22 protein-coding genes are annotated in these 17,942 nt (G+C 68.2%); 15 read left to right on the forward strand and 7 right to left on the reverse strand.

Going from position 1 to position 17,942, the window contains the following annotated elements:
- Positions 1-11: 11 nt before the first annotated feature.
- Positions 12-464, reverse strand: coding sequence for a YaiI/YqxD family protein (locus tag ACJMKZ_RS07005; protein WP_405233150.1), 453 nt, complete (start codon positions 462-464; stop codon positions 12-14).
- Between the two features lie 95 nt (positions 465-559).
- On the opposite strand from ACJMKZ_RS07005, the gene ACJMKZ_RS07010 reads away from it, so the two are divergent.
- The 3 genes from ACJMKZ_RS07010 (at position 560) to ACJMKZ_RS07020 (ending at position 3,761) form a co-directional block, all read left to right on the forward strand.
- Positions 560-1,000, forward strand: a complete 441-nt coding sequence (locus ACJMKZ_RS07010) for a hypothetical protein (protein WP_405232473.1) — start codon at positions 560-562, stop codon at positions 998-1,000.
- 57 nt (positions 1,001-1,057) lie between these two features.
- Positions 1,058-2,287, forward strand: a complete 1,230-nt coding sequence (locus ACJMKZ_RS07015; protein ID WP_405232474.1) for a lipase family alpha/beta hydrolase — start codon at positions 1,058-1,060, stop codon at positions 2,285-2,287.
- 229 nt (positions 2,288-2,516) lie between these two features.
- On the forward strand, positions 2,517-3,761 hold the full coding sequence (locus ACJMKZ_RS07020) for a DEAD/DEAH box helicase (protein WP_405232475.1): 1,245 nt from the start codon (positions 2,517-2,519) through the stop codon (positions 3,759-3,761).
- Positions 3,762-3,820: 59 nt separating this feature from the next.
- Here ACJMKZ_RS07020 and ACJMKZ_RS07025 read toward each other — a convergent pair whose 3' ends face one another.
- Positions 3,821-5,566: a winged helix-turn-helix domain-containing protein gene (locus ACJMKZ_RS07025; protein ID WP_405232476.1), complete on the reverse strand. Its 1,746-nt coding sequence runs from the start codon at positions 5,564-5,566 to the stop codon at positions 3,821-3,823.
- Positions 5,567-5,741: 175 nt separating this feature from the next.
- Here ACJMKZ_RS07025 and ACJMKZ_RS07030 point away from each other — a divergent pair, with 175 nt between their 5' ends.
- From ACJMKZ_RS07030 to ureG, 9 genes are all read left to right on the forward strand, one after another.
- Positions 5,742-6,041, forward strand: coding sequence for a DUF4242 domain-containing protein (locus tag ACJMKZ_RS07030; RefSeq protein ID WP_405232477.1), 300 nt, complete (start codon positions 5,742-5,744; stop codon positions 6,039-6,041).
- Between the two features lie 211 nt (positions 6,042-6,252).
- Positions 6,253-8,118: a DNA helicase RecQ gene (recQ, locus tag ACJMKZ_RS07035; RefSeq protein ID WP_405232478.1), complete on the forward strand. Its 1,866-nt coding sequence runs from the start codon at positions 6,253-6,255 to the stop codon at positions 8,116-8,118.
- On the forward strand, positions 8,115-8,984 hold the full coding sequence (locus ACJMKZ_RS07040) for an urease accessory protein UreD (protein ID WP_405232479.1): 870 nt from the start codon (positions 8,115-8,117) through the stop codon (positions 8,982-8,984). Before recQ ends, ACJMKZ_RS07040 begins: the two co-directional genes overlap by 4 nt.
- 14 nt (positions 8,985-8,998) lie before the next feature.
- On the forward strand, positions 8,999-9,301 hold the full coding sequence (locus tag ACJMKZ_RS07045) for an urease subunit gamma (RefSeq protein WP_405232480.1): 303 nt from the start codon (positions 8,999-9,001) through the stop codon (positions 9,299-9,301).
- Positions 9,302-9,336: 35 nt separating this feature from the next.
- Positions 9,337-9,642 (forward strand): urease subunit beta, encoded by a 306-nt coding sequence (locus ACJMKZ_RS07050; protein WP_405232481.1) that lies wholly within the window; start codon positions 9,337-9,339, stop codon positions 9,640-9,642.
- Positions 9,639-11,351 (forward strand): urease subunit alpha, encoded by a 1,713-nt coding sequence (gene ureC / locus ACJMKZ_RS07055; RefSeq protein WP_405233152.1) that lies wholly within the window; start codon positions 9,639-9,641, stop codon positions 11,349-11,351. Before ACJMKZ_RS07050 ends, ureC begins: the two co-directional genes overlap by 4 nt.
- A 13-nt stretch (positions 11,352-11,364) precedes the next feature.
- Positions 11,365-11,832 (forward strand): urease accessory protein UreE, encoded by a 468-nt coding sequence (ureE, locus tag ACJMKZ_RS07060; protein WP_405232482.1) that lies wholly within the window; start codon positions 11,365-11,367, stop codon positions 11,830-11,832.
- Complete coding sequence (locus ACJMKZ_RS07065; RefSeq protein WP_405232483.1) at positions 11,825-12,508, forward strand: urease accessory protein UreF; 684 nt, start codon at positions 11,825-11,827, stop codon at positions 12,506-12,508. The genes ureE and ACJMKZ_RS07065 overlap by 8 nt, the downstream gene beginning before the upstream one ends.
- Before the next feature lie 11 nt (positions 12,509-12,519).
- Positions 12,520-13,128 (forward strand): urease accessory protein UreG, encoded by a 609-nt coding sequence (ureG, locus tag ACJMKZ_RS07070; protein ID WP_405232484.1) that lies wholly within the window; start codon positions 12,520-12,522, stop codon positions 13,126-13,128.
- Here the strand turns inward: ureG and ACJMKZ_RS07075 are convergent.
- On the reverse strand, positions 13,103-13,714 hold the full coding sequence (locus ACJMKZ_RS07075; protein ID WP_405232485.1) for a TetR/AcrR family transcriptional regulator: 612 nt from the start codon (positions 13,712-13,714) through the stop codon (positions 13,103-13,105). The two genes, ureG and ACJMKZ_RS07075, sit on opposite strands and share 26 nt — an antisense overlap.
- A 48-nt stretch (positions 13,715-13,762) precedes the next feature.
- Between ACJMKZ_RS07075 and ACJMKZ_RS07080 the strand changes: the two genes are divergently transcribed.
- Complete coding sequence (locus ACJMKZ_RS07080; protein ID WP_405232486.1) at positions 13,763-14,491, forward strand: CPBP family intramembrane glutamic endopeptidase; 729 nt, start codon at positions 13,763-13,765, stop codon at positions 14,489-14,491.
- Positions 14,492-14,507: 16 nt separating this feature from the next.
- Here the strand turns inward: ACJMKZ_RS07080 and ACJMKZ_RS07085 are convergent, their stop codons facing one another.
- Entirely contained in the window at positions 14,508-14,672 is a 165-nt protein-coding gene (locus ACJMKZ_RS07085; RefSeq protein WP_405232487.1) for a hypothetical protein, read from the reverse strand.
- A 180-nt stretch (positions 14,673-14,852) separates the two neighbouring features.
- Here ACJMKZ_RS07085 and ACJMKZ_RS07090 point away from each other — a divergent pair, with 180 nt between their 5' ends.
- Positions 14,853-15,542, forward strand: coding sequence for an SDR family NAD(P)-dependent oxidoreductase (locus ACJMKZ_RS07090; RefSeq protein ID WP_405232488.1), 690 nt, complete (start codon positions 14,853-14,855; stop codon positions 15,540-15,542).
- 17 nt (positions 15,543-15,559) lie between these two features.
- Positions 15,560-16,384: a CmcJ/NvfI family oxidoreductase gene (locus ACJMKZ_RS07095; RefSeq protein ID WP_405232489.1), complete on the forward strand. Its 825-nt coding sequence runs from the start codon at positions 15,560-15,562 to the stop codon at positions 16,382-16,384.
- A 90-nt stretch (positions 16,385-16,474) separates the two neighbouring features.
- Here the strand turns inward: ACJMKZ_RS07095 and ACJMKZ_RS07100 are convergent, their stop codons facing one another.
- Genes ACJMKZ_RS07100 through ACJMKZ_RS07110 form a run of 3 tightly spaced genes read right to left on the reverse strand, consistent with a single transcriptional unit; the run spans position 16,475 to position 17,884 of the window.
- Complete coding sequence (locus tag ACJMKZ_RS07100) at positions 16,475-17,299, reverse strand: alpha/beta hydrolase (RefSeq protein WP_405232490.1); 825 nt, start codon at positions 17,297-17,299, stop codon at positions 16,475-16,477.
- Positions 17,293-17,682 carry a type II toxin-antitoxin system death-on-curing family toxin gene (locus ACJMKZ_RS07105; RefSeq protein WP_405232491.1) on the reverse strand — a complete coding sequence of 130 codons (390 nt, stop codon included), beginning with the start codon at positions 17,680-17,682 and terminating at the stop codon, positions 17,293-17,295. The genes ACJMKZ_RS07100 and ACJMKZ_RS07105 overlap by 7 nt, the downstream gene beginning before the upstream one ends.
- Positions 17,672-17,884, reverse strand: coding sequence for a hypothetical protein (locus ACJMKZ_RS07110; protein WP_405232492.1), 213 nt, complete (start codon positions 17,882-17,884; stop codon positions 17,672-17,674). The genes ACJMKZ_RS07105 and ACJMKZ_RS07110 overlap by 11 nt, the downstream gene beginning before the upstream one ends.
- Positions 17,885-17,942: the final 58 nt, after the last annotated feature.

A 17,942-nucleotide genomic window follows, 5' to 3' on the forward strand; every position in this document is an offset into this window, starting at 1 on the left:
CGCCGCCGGCTTCAGTCCGTCCGGTGGTGCCGGGTCAGCAAACGATCCAGGTGATTCGCGAATTCCTGCTTGTCACGCTGGCTGAACGCCGCAGGACCCCCGCCCGTCTCCACGCCGCTCGAGCGCATCGTGTCCATGAAGTCGCGCATATTGAGCCGCGCGCCGATGTTCGCTTTGGTGTGCAGCTCGCCGCGGGGACTCAGCGCATGGGCCTCTTTCGCGATCACCTCGGCCGCCAGCGGTATGTCGCTGGTGATGACGAGATCGCCGGGCTGCACCCGTTTCACGATCTCGTTGTCCGCCACGTCGAATCCGCGGGAGACCTGCAGCGCGTTGACGTTGGCAAGCCGTGGCGTCGCCACCGGCTGATTCGCCACCAGCGTGACCTCGACCCCGGTGCGCTTCGCGGCACGGAACAAAATCTCCCGCACCACGACGGGACAGGCGTCGGCATCCACCCAGATCTTTACGCCTCACCCCCGCCCGTATTGGCAAATTTGACAGCAGTGCAATTTGTCATACATTGTAATACAAGAATCGGAACAGGAGACTCCTTGACGTGGCGAAGCGTACCGCGCGCAGGAAGACGAAACACCGCAGGAAGAAGGACAGGATCGTCCAGGCAAGGATACCGGAGGAACTCGATGAGGAGTTACACACCCGCGCGGGCGAGTTCGGGCTCTCGGTCTCGGCAATCGTACGCAACGTGCTGCTGAATACGTTCAATCTGGTCGAGGACGTGGTCAACGACAGCACCGGCATCGCCCGGGCGCTGGGCGGAGCGGCCCCGCAAGGTGCGGATGGCGAGCCGGGGACAGTGGAGACGAAAGAGGAAGACTCGGCGATCGTCGGCTGGCAGGAGCTGACACTGAACGTCAACGGCGTCTGCCACGAATGCAACACTGTACTCCGGCGGGGAGACCAGGCGGCCGTCGGTGTACCTCTGTCCGCCCGGCCTGTCTTCCTCTGCCCGGACTGCCTGGACTCGCTGGCGAAATAATCGTCCCCCGAATCGCCGTCCCGAAGTCACCGTCCCGAAGTCACCGAGGATATCCCCATGGCCACATCCCTCAGGAACGTGCGCGGTCTGACACGCCTCGGCTTCGACTCCGTCGCCGGCCTGGTCGATACGGTGGAGCGGATGCACGAGACGATCGCCCGCCATCCCCTTCCTTTCATGCCCCGCCCCGCGGGACCCACCCGCGCCCGCGGCCTCATCGCGAGCGGCATCTACTCCATCATTCGCGGCGTCAACGGCGCCGTCCGGGAAGGCACGGATCTGTCGCTGCGCACCCTGTATCCTCAGGAAGCTGCGCCGCGCACAGCCCGGAACGACGCCGCCTGGATATCCGCCGTGAACGGCGTCTGCGGCGATCATCTCGAAGACACCTCCAACCCCCTCGCCATCACCATGGGATTCTCCACGCCGGAGGTCGCGCTGGAGCCGACCCGCAGCGATCTGGCCGAGGCGGTGCCCGACGCCAGCCCGCGCGTCGCGGTGTTCGTGCATGGCCTCTGCATGTCCCCGTACAGCTGGTGGCGGAAATCCTCACCCTCGGCCGGTGACCGGTTGCGGGACGAACTCGGCTGGACGCCCGTTTATCTGCACTACAACTCCGGCCGGCACATCGCCACCAACGGACGCGAGCTGGCGGAGCAACTCGAGCGGCTCTGCGCCGCATGGCCGGTGCCGGTGGAATCTCTCAGCCTCATCGGTCACAGCATGGGCGGCCTGGTCATACGCAGCGCCTGTCATTACGTGGGTGAGAGCGACCGGCAATGGCTCGATCGGCTGGACCGCGTCGTCTGCCTCGGCACTCCCCACCACGGCTCCGCGCTGGAGAAAGCCGGCAGTCTCGTCGACCGGGTCGCCGAGACGATCCAGTACACCGAGCCGCTGATGCTCGGGCGCAAGCGCAGCGCCGGCATCCAGGATCTGCGGCACGGCAATCTGCTCGACGAGGACCGGGACCAGGACGACCCCCGGAATCCGCTGCAGGATCCGCGACGCCCGGTGCCACTGCTCGACGACGTCGACTACTACTTCGTGGCCGCGGCGGTGGGCCGCCACGAACACGATCCGGCGAGCGTCATCCTGGGCGATTTCCTGGTCCGGCTCGGCAGCGCGACCGGTGCCCACAACGACGAGCTGCGGCGGCTGCACATACGCCCGGAGAATTGTCGGGTGTTCCCCGAGACGAGCCATATGGATCTCCTCTCCGACGAGGGCGTGCACCGGCAACTGATCCGGTGGTTCGGCGGCGGTGCGTCAGTGGGTCGGGCCTGAAGGCCATCATGCATCGGGCCTGAAGGCCCTCCTACGTGATTCGGGGCTAAAGCCCCTCCTACCTTGCCGCTCTTGTGGTACAGTGCGCGCAGCCTGGCGCCCATCGGTCGGCGCCAATCACTCCGCAGCGCACCCTGCGCTTCCGGAGCCACACCCAAAGAATCCAGTCTGGGCCGAACCGTGCGCGACTCCGTCGTGCTGCGGGTCAGACGAATCGGAGTAACTATCCATGCTTTTTTCTGAACTCGGCCTTTCGGCCGAATTGCTGAGTGCTGTCGAAAAACAGGGTTACCGTGAGGCGACCCCCATCCAGCGCGAGGCCATACCCCCCATCCTCGAAGGCCGGGACATCCTGGCCAGCGCCCAGACGGGCACCGGCAAGACCGCCGGTTTCACGCTGCCGCTGCTGCAGCGGCTCATGGCATCGCGGCCCGGCGGCAAGCGCCGCATCCGTGCCCTGATACTCGTGCCCACGCGGGAACTCGCCGCCCAGGTCAGCGAGAGCGTCAGGAACTACGGCTGCCACCTGCCCACGCGCTCGCTGCAGATCTTCGGCGGCGTCAGCATCCGCCCGCAGATCAAGCGCCTGCGCGACGGGGTGGACATCGTCGTCGCCACGCCGGGCCGGCTGCTCGACCACGTGGAGCAACGCACCATCGACCTCTCGGGCGTCGAGATTCTGGTCCTCGACGAGGCGGACCGCATGCTCGACATGGGCTTCATCCGCGACATCCGCAAGATCCTGAAGCTGCTGCCCACGCAACGGCAGAACCTGCTGTTCTCGGCCACCTTCTCGCCGGAGATCCGCAGCCTCGCCGCGGATTTCCTGAGCTCGCCGGTGGAGATCTCGGTGGCGCCGCGCAACACGACGGCAGACCGTGTCACCCAGCTCGTGCACCCGGTGGACAAGGCGCGCAAGCGCGAACTGCTGTCCCACCGCATCGGCGCGGAGGACTGGCGCCAGGTGCTGGTGTTCACCCGCACGAAGCATGGCGCCGACCGGCTGTCGAAGCAGCTGTCGGCGGACGGCCTGGACGCGGCCGCCATCCACGGCAACAAGTCCCAGGGCGCGCGCACCAAGGCGCTCGCGGACTTCAAGTCCGGCAGGATCCGGGTGCTGGTGGCCACCGACATCGCGGCCCGCGGCCTCGACATCGACAGCCTGCCCCACGTGGTGAACTACGAGCTGCCCCACGTGCCCGAGGACTACGTGCACCGCATCGGCCGCACGGCCCGCGCGGGCCTGGACGGCCATGCCGTCTCTCTCGTCTGCGTGGACGAAGACAAACTGCTGCGCGACATCGAGCGGCTGCTGAATGTCCGCATCGACAAGGAAGTGATCCCGGGCTACGAACCGGACCCGCGCATCCGCCCGGAGCCGCTGCAGACGGCACGCAAGCCGCGGCCGCAGCCGCGGCGCAACGGGCCGCCGCGCCGGCAGAATAATCAGTCCCGGGGGCGCAAACGCGCGTAGCCGCATGGCGGAGAGACCTGAAGCGCGATCGCGACGCCCGTCCCTTCGTCAGACGGACGTCAGGCCAACGATTTTCTCAGCACGGCGCACTCGGCAGCTCTCGCGGGCGCCCTGAATTCCCGGAAACAGGATTCCGCGGCCTCGAGCTCGAGCCGGGCACCAGCGGCATCGCCCGAAGCCGCCAGCAGTCGCGCCAGCCTTAACCGGCATGTCGCGAGATTCAGGCCCGCTCTTGCCGCCTGCCAGCAGCGGACGGCATCGCGCATCTCCGCCACCGCCCGCCCCGTATCGCCTCCGAGCGCCGCGAGCTCGGCCCGTGCCCGGGCGACGGCGCCATTGTGGAATGCCGTCACCCACAGCTCGGGGTGCTGTTCGAGTTCCTCCATGGCCCACCGGGCGGCGTCCTCGTCACCATGCTGGGCGGCGATGATGACGAAGACCGCCAGCAGCAGTCCGCGGCGCTGGCGCATGCTCCAGTTACGATCTTCGAGAGACCGTCGCAGGCCGCGAAGTGCCGTCCCGGCATCTCCTCGCTCGGCCTGCAGCAGGGCGAGACCCGGCTGGGGTTCCCAGCCCAGGTCGTGGGCACGCCGAAATGCGTTCTCGGCTTCCTCGAGATCACCTCGCATCAGGTGCAGGTCGCCGAGAATCCGATAGGCGTCCCCGGCGGCAAAAGGGGAAAAACTCGCCAACTGATCGCAGGCGATGTGCAGCTCCCGCTCCGCTTCGGCCGCCTCGCCGCTCACGCTGAGTACCTCCGCCCGATGCAATTGGCATAGCCCGGAGAAGCGCGTCATGCCCTCGCGCTGGCACCAGCGCGAGAAAGTCTCGCTCCACTGGGCCGCGCGCTCCCAGTCACCGCGATTGCAGCAGACCCAGATCAGTCCGCAGTAAACGACGCCTCCGGCGTGGCGCCCGACGCGGCCCGAGAGTACGGCCGCAGCGGCCTCGTCGACATGCTGCATGCCGACTTCGACATCGCCGAGCGCGATCTCGCCATAGCCCAGGAAGACCAGCGCGAGCGCCTCGATCTCCTCGCTGCCAAGGCGGCGGGCAATCTCCATCCCGCGGCGGGCATGCGCCACGGCCGCCGCCGGGTCGCCGGTACCGACGGCGATGCGAGCACTGATGTAGGCCTCGAAACCGTGCTCGGGGCCTTCCTCGCATCCTTCGAGATAACGACGTCCGCGAGTCAGCCAGCCCTGCGCCACCGGGATGCGCGCCGCCTCGAAGCTCAGTTCTGCCAGTCGCAGCGCCACACGCGCCGCGCTCGTACATTCCCCCGTCGCGGACCACGCGGCCACCGCGCGCTCGAGTGCGGCCACACTCTCCTCCGCGCACCCGGAACACTGCAACGCATCTGCCAGTCGCTCCAGGTCCCGGGCGTCGAGCGCACGCTCTTCGTCGGCCTTCTGGTAGGCGGCGACGGCACCGTCCCAGTCACGGCGTTCGAAGCTTGCTCTCGCGAGTGCCAGGGAATCCTGCTCGTCAGAGGCGTCTTCGGATTCCTCGTCCAGGCACAGTCGGTAGCCCTGACGGGCGTAGTTGCGGATGGCGCTACCGAGTCCGCCCCGCTTCAGCGCAGACCTCGCGAGACTCACTGCCCGCTGCAGAGAACCGTCGCCGACGACGACGTTCGGCCACAGAGCATCCATCAGTTCGTCCTTGCCCATCACCCGATCACGATTGCGACAAAGCAGGGCCAGCAGATCGAAAACCCGTGGCTGGAGCGGGACCTCTTCCCCGTTCAGCCGCAGTTCACGGAGGTCCTCGTCTAGCTCGAACTGACCGAATCGACAAACCATGACACTCCCGGATCCGGCGATCCATGGTGCTGGGCGTCAGCCAATGATATGCCCTCGGTAAGAATACGGGAAGGAAGGTTCGTCCAGGCATCTCTAACCTGTATTCATCGCGTGAGGGATCACCCGAACCGCGAAGAAACTGAAGCGCATTGAAATGATTCAAAGGAGAGATACCATGCAAACTTACGCCATACGCCGCCGCAACGCCTGGAAGTCAGCTGCCGAGCTGGAGACCGTTGCCAGCCGCTCCGCGAAGATCGGTAACGAGGACATGCCGGATCAGGTGCGATGGATCCGGTCCTACGTCGTACAGGAAGACGACGGAACGCTGGGCACCGTGTGCATCTATCAGGCCGTGAGTCCCGAGGCGATCCGCGACCATGCCGGCCGAGTCGGCATGCCGGCGGACGAAATCACCCTCGTGGCCAACACGGTCATCGTCCGCGACGACCCGGTCGCGGCCAAAGCCGCCTGAGGGGCATTCTGGCAGTGGTCCCGAGGCCCCGCGCCCGGCTCTCCCAATTGCTGCAATCTGCAGCCGGGCACGGGACCTCGGGTATCACACCGTGAGGGCGCCGCTGGCAACCCTGAACCGCGGAGGGATACCGGCGCAATTCTGTTTTTCGTGAAAGTCGGGCCTGAAGGCCCTCCTACAATCTTCCCGGGGCTGTGCGATCATTCGTGGCATGCCCGATCCTGCCCTCCAGACCCTTCGCGACGTCTTCGGTTACCAGCGCTTCCGCGGCGATCAGGCCGCGGTCATCGAGGCCGTGCTGGCCGGCCGCGACGCGCTGGTGCTCATGCCCACCGGCGGCGGCAAGTCGCTCTGCTATCAGATCCCGGCGCTGGTGCGCGGCGGCGTCGGCCTGGTGGTCTCGCCGCTGATCGCCCTCATGCAGGACCAGGTCCGTGCCCTGCACGAGCTCGGCATCGAGGCGGCATTCCTGAACTCGAGCGTGAGCCGGGAGGAGCAGGGGGACGTCATCGCCCGCCTGAAGGCCGGCGAGATCCAGCTGCTCTACGTCGCGCCCGAGCGCCTGGTGCAGCCCCACACCCAGGCGCTGCTGGCCGAGCTTCCGCTGTCGGTGATCGCCATCGACGAGGCGCACTGCGTCAGCCAGTGGGGCCATGACTTCCGCTCCGACTACCTGGCGCTGGACACCCTCGGCGACCTCTTCCCCGGCGTGCCGCGGCTGGCGCTGACCGCCACCGCGACGCCGATCGTGCGCGAGGAAATCGTCGAGCGCCTCGCGCTGAACGATCCCGCCGTCTTCGTCAGCCCCTTCGACCGCCCGAACATTCGCTACCTGGTGCAGCCGAAGTCGGACACCCGCCGCCAGCTGACCCAGTTCCTGCAGGGCCACGCCGGCGAGGCAGGCATCGTCTACTGCCTGTCGCGGAAGAAGACGGAGAGCATTGCCGAGGCGCTGCAACGCGAGGGCCACAACGCGCTCCCCTACCACGCCGGTCTGTCCGCCGAGATGCGCGCGGATCACCAGCACCGCTTCCTTACCGAGGAATCCGTGATTGTCGTGGCCACCATCGCCTTCGGCATGGGTATCGACCGGCCGGACGTTCGTTTCGTGGCGCACCTCGACCTGCCGAAGAGCATCGAGTCCTACTACCAGGAGACCGGCCGCGCCGGGCGCGACGGCGAGCCGGCCGAGGCCTGGATGATCTACGGCCTGCAGGACGTCGTGCGCCTGCGCCAGATGGTGGACGACTCCGAGGCGGACGAAGACAGGAAGCGCCACGACCGCCAGAAGCTGGACGCGCTGCTCGGCTGGTGCGAGGTCACCGAGTGCCGCCGCCGCCCGCTGCTGGCCTACTTCGGCGACGAGCTCACTGAAGACTGCGGCAACTGCGACAACTGCCTGAACCCGCCGGCCACCTGGGACGGCACCGAGGCGGCGCAGAAGTTGCTCTCCGCCGTCTACCGCACCGGCCAGCGTTTCGGCGCCGCCCACGTGGTGGACGTGCTGCTGGGCAAAACCACGGACAAGATCGCCCAACACCGCCACGACCGGCTCTCGGTCTACGGCATCGGCACCGAGCTGGCAGGCCCCGCCTGGCGCTCGGTGGTGCGCCAGCTCATCGTGCAGGGCTACCTGAAATCCGACCAGAGCCGCTACGGCGCGCTGGTGCTCACCGACCGGAGCCGGCCGCTGCTGCGCGGCGAGATCGAGCTCCGGCTGCGCGAGGACCGCAAGCTGAAGACGGAGAAGAAGCAGCGCCGGGATGCCGCCGCCGATCTCGCACCGGCAGACCAGTCGCTGTTCGAGGCGCTACGCAAGCGCCGCAAGGAGATCGCCGACCGGCTCGACCTGCCGCCCTACGTCATCTTCCACGACGCCACGCTGCAGCAGATGGCCGAGCACCGGCCGAAGACGGAAGCCGAACTGCTCAGCATCAACGGCGTGGGCGAGGCGAAGCTGGAACGCTACGGCGAGGCATTCCTGGAGATTATTGCAACCGAAGGCGCCGCGGACGAGGCTGCGGACGAGACGGCGGATCAGACCGCCCGCGCCTCCGCCGGCGCCGGCACGCCGTGAGCGCCGACGCCGGGCCTGCCCTGCAGCGCTCCTCCGGCACCGCCCGGATTTCGTTCAAATGCCGTGCCTCCGGCACCTGTCTCGACGAGCTGTACCAGCAGGGCTGCTCGAAGGTCCGCTTCCCCCGCAAGCAGGACGGCACTCCGGAAGCCGTGCTACTGAACACCGCGGGCGGCCTCGCCGACGGCGATACGCTGACCAGCGAAATCCACTGGCGCGGAGGCGCGCGGGCGACGGTGACGAGCCAGGCGGCGGAGCGCGTCTATCGGGCGGCGGGCGGAGGCTCGGCCCGGGTGACGACCCGGCTCCGCGTCGACGCAGACGCCGTCGCCTGCTGGCTGCCCCAGGAAACCATCGTCTTCGACGGCGCCCGGCTCGCCCGCTCTCTGGAGATCGAGGTGGCGCCGGACGCCCGCCTGCTGGCGCTGGAGAGCACGGTGTTCGGCCGCCGCGCCATGGGCGAGACCGTGAGCCGCGGGCGCGTCTCGGACCGCTGGCGCTTGCGGATCGGCGGCCGCCTCGTCTTCGCCGATCATTTCCTCCTGGACGACGCGCTCACCGGGCCCATCGACACGAGTCTCGCCCGCGGGCCGGTGGCCGACGGCGCGCACTGCCTCGCGACCCTGGTCGTGGTCGCACCGGACTCCGACCGCATCGTGACGGCGGCCCGGGAAGCGCAGTTCGAGTCGTCATCCGAATCACCGGTGAAAGAACGTGCCCACATCGGCGCAACCCTCCTCGACGGGCTCGCCGTCCTCCGCATCGTGGCCGCGGACGGCGCCGCGATGCGCGCCGGCCTCACCCGCCTCGTCACGCTGGCCGGCGAGACCTCTGGTATAACATTGCCACGCGTGTGGCACTGCTGAGGACAGGGACCGGTATGCATCTCACCCCCAGGGAAAAAGACAAGCTGCTGATATCGCTGGCCGCGATGGTCGCGCGCAACCGGCTGGAACGGGGCGTGAAGCTGAACCACCCGGAAGCCGTCGCCCTCATCTCCGACTTCGTCGTCGAGGGAGCCCGCGACGGCAAGTCCGTGGCCACGCTGATGGCCGAAGGCGCGAAGGTGCTGACCCGCGAACAGGTCATGGAAGGTATCCCGGAGATGATCCACGACGTGCAGGTGGAGGCCACCTTCCCGGACGGCACCAAGCTGGTCACCGTCCACGAGCCTATTCGCTAAAGCCCATTCGCCAGACCCCGATCAAGGAGGCCACCATGATCCCCGGCGAAATCTTCCCCGCCGACGGCGAGATCGAGATCAACGCGGGCGCCGAGGCGGTCACCGTCACGGTGGCCAATACCGGCGACCGACCCATCCAGGTGGGCTCGCACTACCACTTCTTCGAGACCAACGGCGCGCTCGACTTCGACCGCGAGGCAGCCCGGGGCCGGCGCCTCGACATCGCCGCCGGCACGGCGGTGCGCTTCGAGCCCGGCCAGAGCCGGGACGTGACGCTGGTGCCGATCGCCGGCGACCGGAAGATCTACGGCTTCAACCAGAAGATCATGGGAGACATCTGATGGCGAGCATCCCGCGCGCAGCCTACGCCGCCATGTACGGCCCCACCACCGGCGACCGGGTGCGCCTGGCCGACACCGACCTGATCGTGGAGGTGGAGTCCGACCGCACCGTCTACGGCGAGGAGGTGAAGTTCGGCGGCGGCAAGGTCATCCGCGACGGCATGGGCCAGTCCCAGCACGGCCGCGCCGACGGCGCCGTCGACACCGTGATCACCAACGCGCTGATCGTCGACGTCACCGGCATCTACAAGGCCGACGTGGGGCTCCGCGACGGGCGCATCGCGAAGATCGGCAAGGCCGGCAACCCGGACACCCAGCCCGGCGTCGACATCGTGGTGGGCCCGACCACCGAGGCGATCGCGGGCGAAGGCAAGATTCTGACCGCCGGCGCCTTCGACGCCCACATCCACTTCATCTGCCCGCAGCAGATCGAGGAGGCGCTGATGTCCGGCGTCACCACGATGCTGGGCGGCGGCACCGGCCCTGCCACCGGCACGAATGCTACGACCTGCACGCCGGGCGCCTGGCACATCGGCCGCATGCTGCAGGCCGCCGACGCCTTCCCAATGAACCTCGCCTTCGCCGGCAAGGGCAACGCCTCGCTGCCCGCCGCGCTGGAGGAACAGGTGCTCGGCGGTGCCTGCGCGCTGAAGCTGCACGAGGACTGGGGCACCACGCCGGCGGCCATCGACTGCTGCCTGTCCGTGGCTGACGACTACGACGTCCAGGTGATGATCCACACCGACACGCTGAACGAGAGCGGCTTCGTCGAGGACACGATAGCGGCCTTCAATGACCGCACCATCCACGCCTTCCACACCGAGGGCGCCGGCGGCGGCCACGCGCCGGACATCATCCGGGTGTGCGGCCAGCCGAACGTGCTGCCCTCCTCCACCAACCCCACGCGGCCCTACACGGTAAACACCATCGACGAGCACCTGGACATGCTCATGGTCTGCCATCACCTCGACCCGTCCATCCCGGAGGACATCGCCTTCGCCGAGAGCCGCATCCGCCGCGAGACCATCGCCGCCGAGGACATCCTGCACGACCTGGGCGCGTTCTCCATCATCGCCTCGGACAGCCAGGCCATGGGCCGGGTGGGCGAGGTGCTGATCCGCACCTGGCAGACCGCCGACAAGATGAAGAAGCAGCGCGGCCGCCTGCCCGGGGAGCGGGGCGACAACGACAACCTGCGCGTGCGTCGCTACATCGCCAAGTTCACCATCAACCCGGCCATCGCCCACGGCATCGCCGACTACGTGGGCTCCGTGGAGGAAGGCAAGCTCGCCGACCTGGTGCTGTGGTCGCCCGCCTTCTTCGGCGTGAAGCCGGACCTGGTCATCAAGATGGGCAGTATTGCCGCGGCACCCATGGGCGACCCGAACGCCTCCATCCCCACGCCCCAGCCGGTGCACTACCGGCCCATGTTCGCGAGCTACGGCCGCGCCATGCACGAGAGCGCGGTGACCTTCGTCTCGGCGGCCGCCCAGGACGCCGGCATCCGCGAGACCCTGGGACTGGCCAAGCAGACGCTGGCGGTGCGCAACACCCGCGGCGGCATCGGCAAGGCGGACATGCGGCTGAACGACTACTGCCCGGCCATAGAGGTGGACCCGGAGACTTACGAGGTGCGCGCCGACGGCGAGCTGCTCACCTGCGAACCGGCCACGGAACTGCCGATGGCCCAGCGCTACTTCCTGTACTGACCCGGTGCCGGCAATGACCCTGCCGCGGGCACAGCGCGTCATCGCCGATCCGCCGGCGGACGCCGACGTGGTGGAGCTCGACTACGACGCCCGGCACCGCCGCCGCATCGCCATGCGCACGGAATCCGGGCGGGAGTTCATGCTGGACCTGCCGAAGGCGGTCGCCCTCGCCGAGGGCGACGGCCTCGCGCTCAGCGACGGCACCGCAGTGCGCGTCCGCGCGAAACCCGAACGGGTCATCGACGTCCGCGCGGAATCGCCCGAGCAACTGCTGCGCATCGCCTGGCACCTGGGCAACCGGCACCTGCCCACGCAGATCGTCAGCGACACCCTTCGCATCCGCTACGACCACGTCATCCTGGACATGCTCGCGGGCCTCGGCGCCGAGACCCGCACGACGGATGCGCCGTTCCACCCCGAGGGCGGCGCCTATGCGGGCCATTCGCATCACTTGCACGACGACGGCCACGGCCATGAGTGACGCGCTGTTCCGCCTGATGTCCTGGCTCTCTCCCGCGTATCCGGTGGGCGCGTACGCGTTTTCCCACGGCCTCGAATACGCCGTCGATGCCGGCCTGGTCCGCGACCGGGACGACGTCCGGGACTGGATCGCCACCGTCATGTCGGTGGGCAACGGCTACGCAGACCTCGTGTTCGTCGCGGCGGCCTGGGACATGGACGCCGGCCGCCCGGCCGCGCTACGCGAACTGCGCGAACTCAACGAGCTGTCACTCGCCTTCCAGGGCACCGCCGAACTGCGCCTCGAGAGCACGGCCCAGGGGCGGGCATTCGCGAGCGTCACGGCGGACGCCTGGCCCTGCACGGCCACCGACGCACTGGCGCAACTGCCCCGGGACGAAGTCGTTCACGCGGTCGCCGTCGGCGCGGTCGCGCGAAGCCACGGCATCGGCCGGTCGGAGACCCTCACGGCTCACGCCCACGCCTACGCGGCGAACCTGGTATCGGCCGCCGTGCGGCTGATCCCGCTGGGCCAGACCGACGGCCAGCGCATCACCGCCGAGCTGATGCCGGTCTGTCTCGCCGCAGTGGAACGCGCGGCGTCCACGCCGATGGACGAGGTCTCCTCGTCGACGCCGATGGTCGACGTCGCCTCCATGAAACACGAAATCCAGTACACGAGGTTATTCCGGTCATGAGCGATAGGATCATGAGCAATAGCGGACCCCTGCGCGTAGGCATCGGCGGGCCGGTGGGCTCGGGCAAGACTGCGCTCACCGAGGCGCTCTGCCGCAGCATGGCCGGGGACTACTCTGTCGCCGTCGTCACCAACGACATCTACACCCGGGAAGACGCCGAATTCCTGACCCGTGCCGAGGTGCTGCCAGCCGAGCGCATCATGGGCGTGGAGACCGGCGGCTGCCCGCACACCGCCATCCGCGAGGACGCCTCCATGAACCTGGCGGCCGTCGCCGACATGCACCGGCGCTTCGCGGATCTCGACCTCGTCATCATCGAGTCCGGCGGCGACAACCTGGCGGCCACCTTCTCGCCGGAACTGGCCGATCTCACCATCTACGTGATCGACGTCTCCGCCGGCGACAAGATCCCACGCAAGGGCGGCCCGGGCATCACCCGCTCGGACCTGCTGGTCATCAACAAGATCGACCTCGCCCCGCTGGTGGGCGCCGACCTCGGCGTGATGGACCGGGACGCGCGCCGCATGCGCGGCGAGCGGCCGTTCCTGTTCACGAACATGAAGGACGGCACCAACGTGGCCGAGGTGCGCGCGTTCATCGAACGGACCGGGGGCCTGTAGGCGCGGCGTCGAGGAGCGCGGCGGCGCGCTCGGCCCAGCCGGCCAGCATCGCGGGCCGCTCGATCACATCGAGTTCCAAGCCCTGCGCCCGTTTCGAGAGATAGAACAGCCAGCCGCCGAACACGGTCATGGTCAGCGCCGCGAGTGCCGGTTCGTCGAGTCCGCGGCCGGCGGGCCTGTCCGCCACCCAGCCCATCAGCGCCCGCAGCATCGCCTCGTTGGCCTCCGCCTCGAAGGCACGACCGTCTTCGGTGAGCCGCAGCTCCTCGATCAGACGGCGCCAGGGACGCTGGCGCTCCGTGGCGGCCTCGAAGCGCCGGGCCAGCGCCACCAGCTCCGCCCTTGTGTCACCCAGCTCGCCGACGGCGTCGAGATCGAGCTCGTCCGGCGTCTCCGTGATGCGCTCCCGCGCCAGCTCCACGAACAGCGCCTCCTTGCCGGAGAAATGCCGGTAGAACGCACCGGCCCGCGGTGCGAGGCCGGCGGCTTCCTCGATGGCCCCTATCGACGTGCCGGCGAAGCCCCGCTCGGCGAACAGCGCCAGCGCGGCCTCCTTGATCCTGTCTCTGGTGTTGACCCTGCTCATATAACGCTGTTATTTTAAACGATAACGTTGTTATTGCAAGGCCGCAGCATGGAATACGACACGGCAACTCCGACGGCGCGGGACGAGTCCGCGGACCGCCTCCGCGCCGGCACCGACATCCTGCTCGTCGCGGCAATCTCCGCAGCCGCATTTGCCGCCGAGAGCGCTGCCGCCGGGTTCCTGCCGTGGGGCGCGGAGGCACGTGGCGTGGTCGCCGTGCTGGCCGGCGCCATCGCGGCGGTGCTAATGACCCGGCATCGCGGCGGTACGCTGGCCGATCTCGGCTTCAGGGAGCCACGGCGCTGGTCCACCGTTCCGCTGTGGGTGGTCGGGATCCTCGCCGCCTACATCGTCGCCCAAGGCCCCGTGCCCCTGCTCGTGGGCCAGTTCCTGCATGTCCCCGAGCCGGACCTCTCCCGCTACGACGCCCTGCGCGGCAATCTGTTCGGGGTGCTGGCCATGGCGCTGGTGCTGCCGCTGACCGCGGCGATCCCGGAGGAGGTGCTGTATCGCGGCTTCCTCATCGAGCGGCTGTCGCGTCTGCTCGGCCCGCTGCCGGGCAGCGCCCTGATCGCGGTGCTGCTTCAGGCGCTGGTGTTCGGTTCGGTGCACTTCCAGTGGGGCGTCGGCGGTGTGGTGGTCACCACCGTCATGGGAATCGTCTGGGGAATCGCGTTCCTGCTGTGCGGGCGCAACCTGTGGATCGTGATCATCGCCCACTCGGCCGCGCATCTCGCCCTGCTGGCGCAGTTGTACTTCTCGCCGGCGCCCGCCTGACCGGGCCGGGAAGCGTTCAGGACTCGTCCTTCTCCGCCTGCTCGGCCTCGGCCGGGTAATCGCCCGCGTGCTCGCGCAGCACGCGCACGATTCCGGTCACGCCGGACGTCGTCATCTGCCGGTTGATCGTGTCGTCGAGATCGTAATCGTCGACCTGCCCGTTTTTGTCCTTGTCACTCATGGCTGTGCCCTCCCGTTTGCAGCCGGCACCCGAGCTGTTGTACGGCAGATGTACCGTGGGCGCCAAGAACTGCATCACATCCGGGACCTGGCCGTCTGACGCCGGGGCCGGCTGCCGCGGCGCGTCCGGCCTGCTAGCATGCAATGCAGGAAGCAGACCAGAATCAGGGAGAGAGAACCCATGACCAAACCCGTCTGTGCGGTCGTCGGCATCGGTCCCGGCAACGGCGAGGCCTTCGCAAGGGCGTTCGACGCCGAGGGCTATGCCGTGGCGCTGCTGTCCCGCTCCACGGATCTTTCGGAGCGGCTCGCCGGCGAACTGGCCGACGCCCGCGCCTATGCCTGCGATGCCACCGACCCGGATGCCGTCGAGACCACCTTCCGCCGCATCCGCGAGGATCTCGGTCCGGTCGACGTTCTGATCTATAACGCCGGCAGCGGCAGCTGGAAGAGCGTCGAGGAACTTACTGTCGCCGAGTTCGAGCACGGCTGGCGGGTAAATGCGCTGGGCGGGCTCGTCACGGCCCAGCAGGTCATCCCGGACATGAAAGAGAAAGGCGCAGGCGACATCGTTTTCGTCGGCGCCACCGCATCGCTCCGCGGCATACCGAAGACGGCCGGTTTCGCGCCGGCCAAGGCGGCGCAGCGCATCCTCGCCCAGTCGATGGCGAAGCACCTCCAGCCCCATGGCATCCACGTCGCTGTGCTGATCATCGACGGCGTCGTCGGCGAGCCGGACAGCGCGGAAACGAAGGAGGGCAAGCGGCTCGACCCGCGCCATATCGCGGAGGCGGCTTACCGGCTCACGCAGCAGCCCCGCTCGGCGTGGAGCTTCGAGGTGGACCTGCGGCCGATGAAAGAATCATGGTAGGAGGGACTTCAGGGCCGATGCGCCGGCGGACCGGGCCCGTCACCGCCCGGCTGAAGTTCCTGGCCGATCTCGACGGGCCGCTCGCCTACGTGCCGTCGAAAGGCGGCGGCGACAGCACCGAACACCTCGGCAATTTCACCACCCGGGAGGTCGCCGTCCACGACGCCCGGTCGCATCTAGGGGACACGCGTCTCGATGCCGAGGGCTTCATGCTGGTCGCGCAGCCGACAGCAGTCACCGATTTCCATGACGACGAGCAGATCGCGGCCTTGCATCACGAAGAGGTCAGGACGCTGCTGACCCGGCTCACCGGCGCGGCACGGGTCGAGATCTTCGACGACACCCGCCGTGCCTCGTCCCTCGAGCGCCAGCGCGAGCGCAATATTCGAGACCCGGCGGCCATCGTGCACAACGACTACACCGCGCGCTCCGGCGTGAAGCGTCTGCGCGACCACTACGCAGACGCGCCGGAGGAAGCCGAACGCCTGCTCGCGCGCCGCTTCGCCATCATCAACGTCTGGCGCTCCACCGCCGGAGCCGTGCTGAATCATCCGCTGGTGATGGCCGATGCGACGACCGTCAGGGAGGAAGACCTCGTGGCCGTGGAGCGGCGCGGCGAGGACCGCATCGGCGAACTGCAGGTGGCGCTGCACCACCCGGAGCAGCGCTGGTACTACTATCCGCGCATGCAGCCGGACGAGGCGCTGGTGTTCAAGACCTTCGACTCGGCCACCGACGGGCGTACGCGGTTCACGCTGCATTCCTCCTTCGATGATCCCTCGGCGCCGGCGGGGGCGGCTCCGCGGGAGAGTATCGAGACGCGGTGTCTGGTGTTCTTCTGAGGGCGATTGCGCGTAGGAGGGGCTGGCAGGAGGGGCTGGTAGGAGGGGCTTTAGCCCCGATTCAATACAAAATCGGGCCTCAAGGCCCTCCTACGTGGGCGACAGTGCCGCCGCGAGGAACGCCTCCAGCCCTCCCAGGTAGCGCTTCTCGCTCAGCACGTGGGCGCCGTTGTGGGGACCGGACAGTTCCAGGAACTCGCGCGGCTCGCCGGCCGACTCGTAGATGTCGCGGCCGTGGTGGAACGGCACGATGTCGTCCTCGCGGCTGTGGATCACCAGCACCGGGCAGTCCGCATCGGCCACGTACTCGGCCGTGGGATAGCGGAAGCGGCTCAGCCAGCGCACCGGCAGAAACCAATAGAGTTCGGCGGCCAGCGCGGGTAGCGACGAGAAACTCGACTCCACGATGAGCGCGCCCGCCTCCCGGTTCGCCGCGAGCCAGGCACCGACCGCGCCGCCCACCGAGCGCCCGAACACCACGATGCGCGACGGCGCCACGCCGCGCTCCTCCGTGAGGTACTGCCAGGCCGCCTCCGCGTCCCGGTACGTGCCCCGCTCCGACGGACTGCCCTCGCTGCGGCCGTAGCCCCGGTAGTCGACGATCAGCACGTCCAGTCCCAGGCCGTGGAACTGGCGGACGGACTCCAGCCGATGCGAGATATTGCCCGCGTTGCCGTGGAAGAACAGGAGCGTGCCGCGGGCGGTCTCTGTCGCCGGCACGAACCAGCCGTGCAGCTTCACGCCGTCGTCAGCGGTGAATTGCACGTCCTCGTACGCGAGGCCGATGTCCGCCGGCGTGGCATCGAGTTCGCGTCCCGGCAGGTTGGGAAGGTAGAGCAGACGGCCCTGCATCGCGTAGACGAGGCCGACGAAGAGGAGGTAAAAGCCGACGAGGATGGAGAAGAGTTTCAGCATCGAACGAGGTGTTGCCGGAGCCAGGGCAGCAGGCGCGCGAAATCGCATTCGCCCTGTTCGAGCAGCCCGATGAGAAATCCGTGGGCGCTGTCCGCTTCCACCCGGAGCTTCCAGCCGTTCAGGCGCAGGAAGACGTCGGTGGCGAAGAAGGCCACGCGCTTGTTGCCGTCCACGAAGGGATGGTTCATCAGTGAAGATTCGAACAGCGCCGTGGCCATCTCCGCCAGGTCTTCGTAGTAACCGGTGCGCGGGCGAAACAGGGCACTCTCGAGCAGGCCCTGATCGCGCACGCCCGGCGGGCCGCCGAATTCGCGGATCAGGGACTCGTGGATCGCCAGCACCTCATCGGCCGTGAGGAACAGGACCCGGCTGCTAGCGGGCAAGAAGCTCCCCGAGCCGGCGGTTCTCGTCGATGGAATCGTCGAGATGCTTCAGCACGTCGGGACGCACGCGCCGGCGCTGCAGGTACTCGCTGATGGCCTCGGTCAGCAGGCCCGAGACACTCTGGTGCGACTCGTCTGCCATGGCGCGGAGTTCCGCCCAGACTTTCTCGTCGACTTTGGAACTGATCTTGATGGCTGCCATGGAAAGGATGCTAGCCTGACATATCTTGATTCGTCAAGACATGTAGGAGGGGCTTTAG

This window comes from Lentisalinibacter salinarum, from assembly GCF_040706555.1.
GTDB classification, from domain to species: domain Bacteria; phylum Pseudomonadota; class Gammaproteobacteria; order Steroidobacterales; family Woeseiaceae; genus Lentisalinibacter; species Lentisalinibacter salinarum.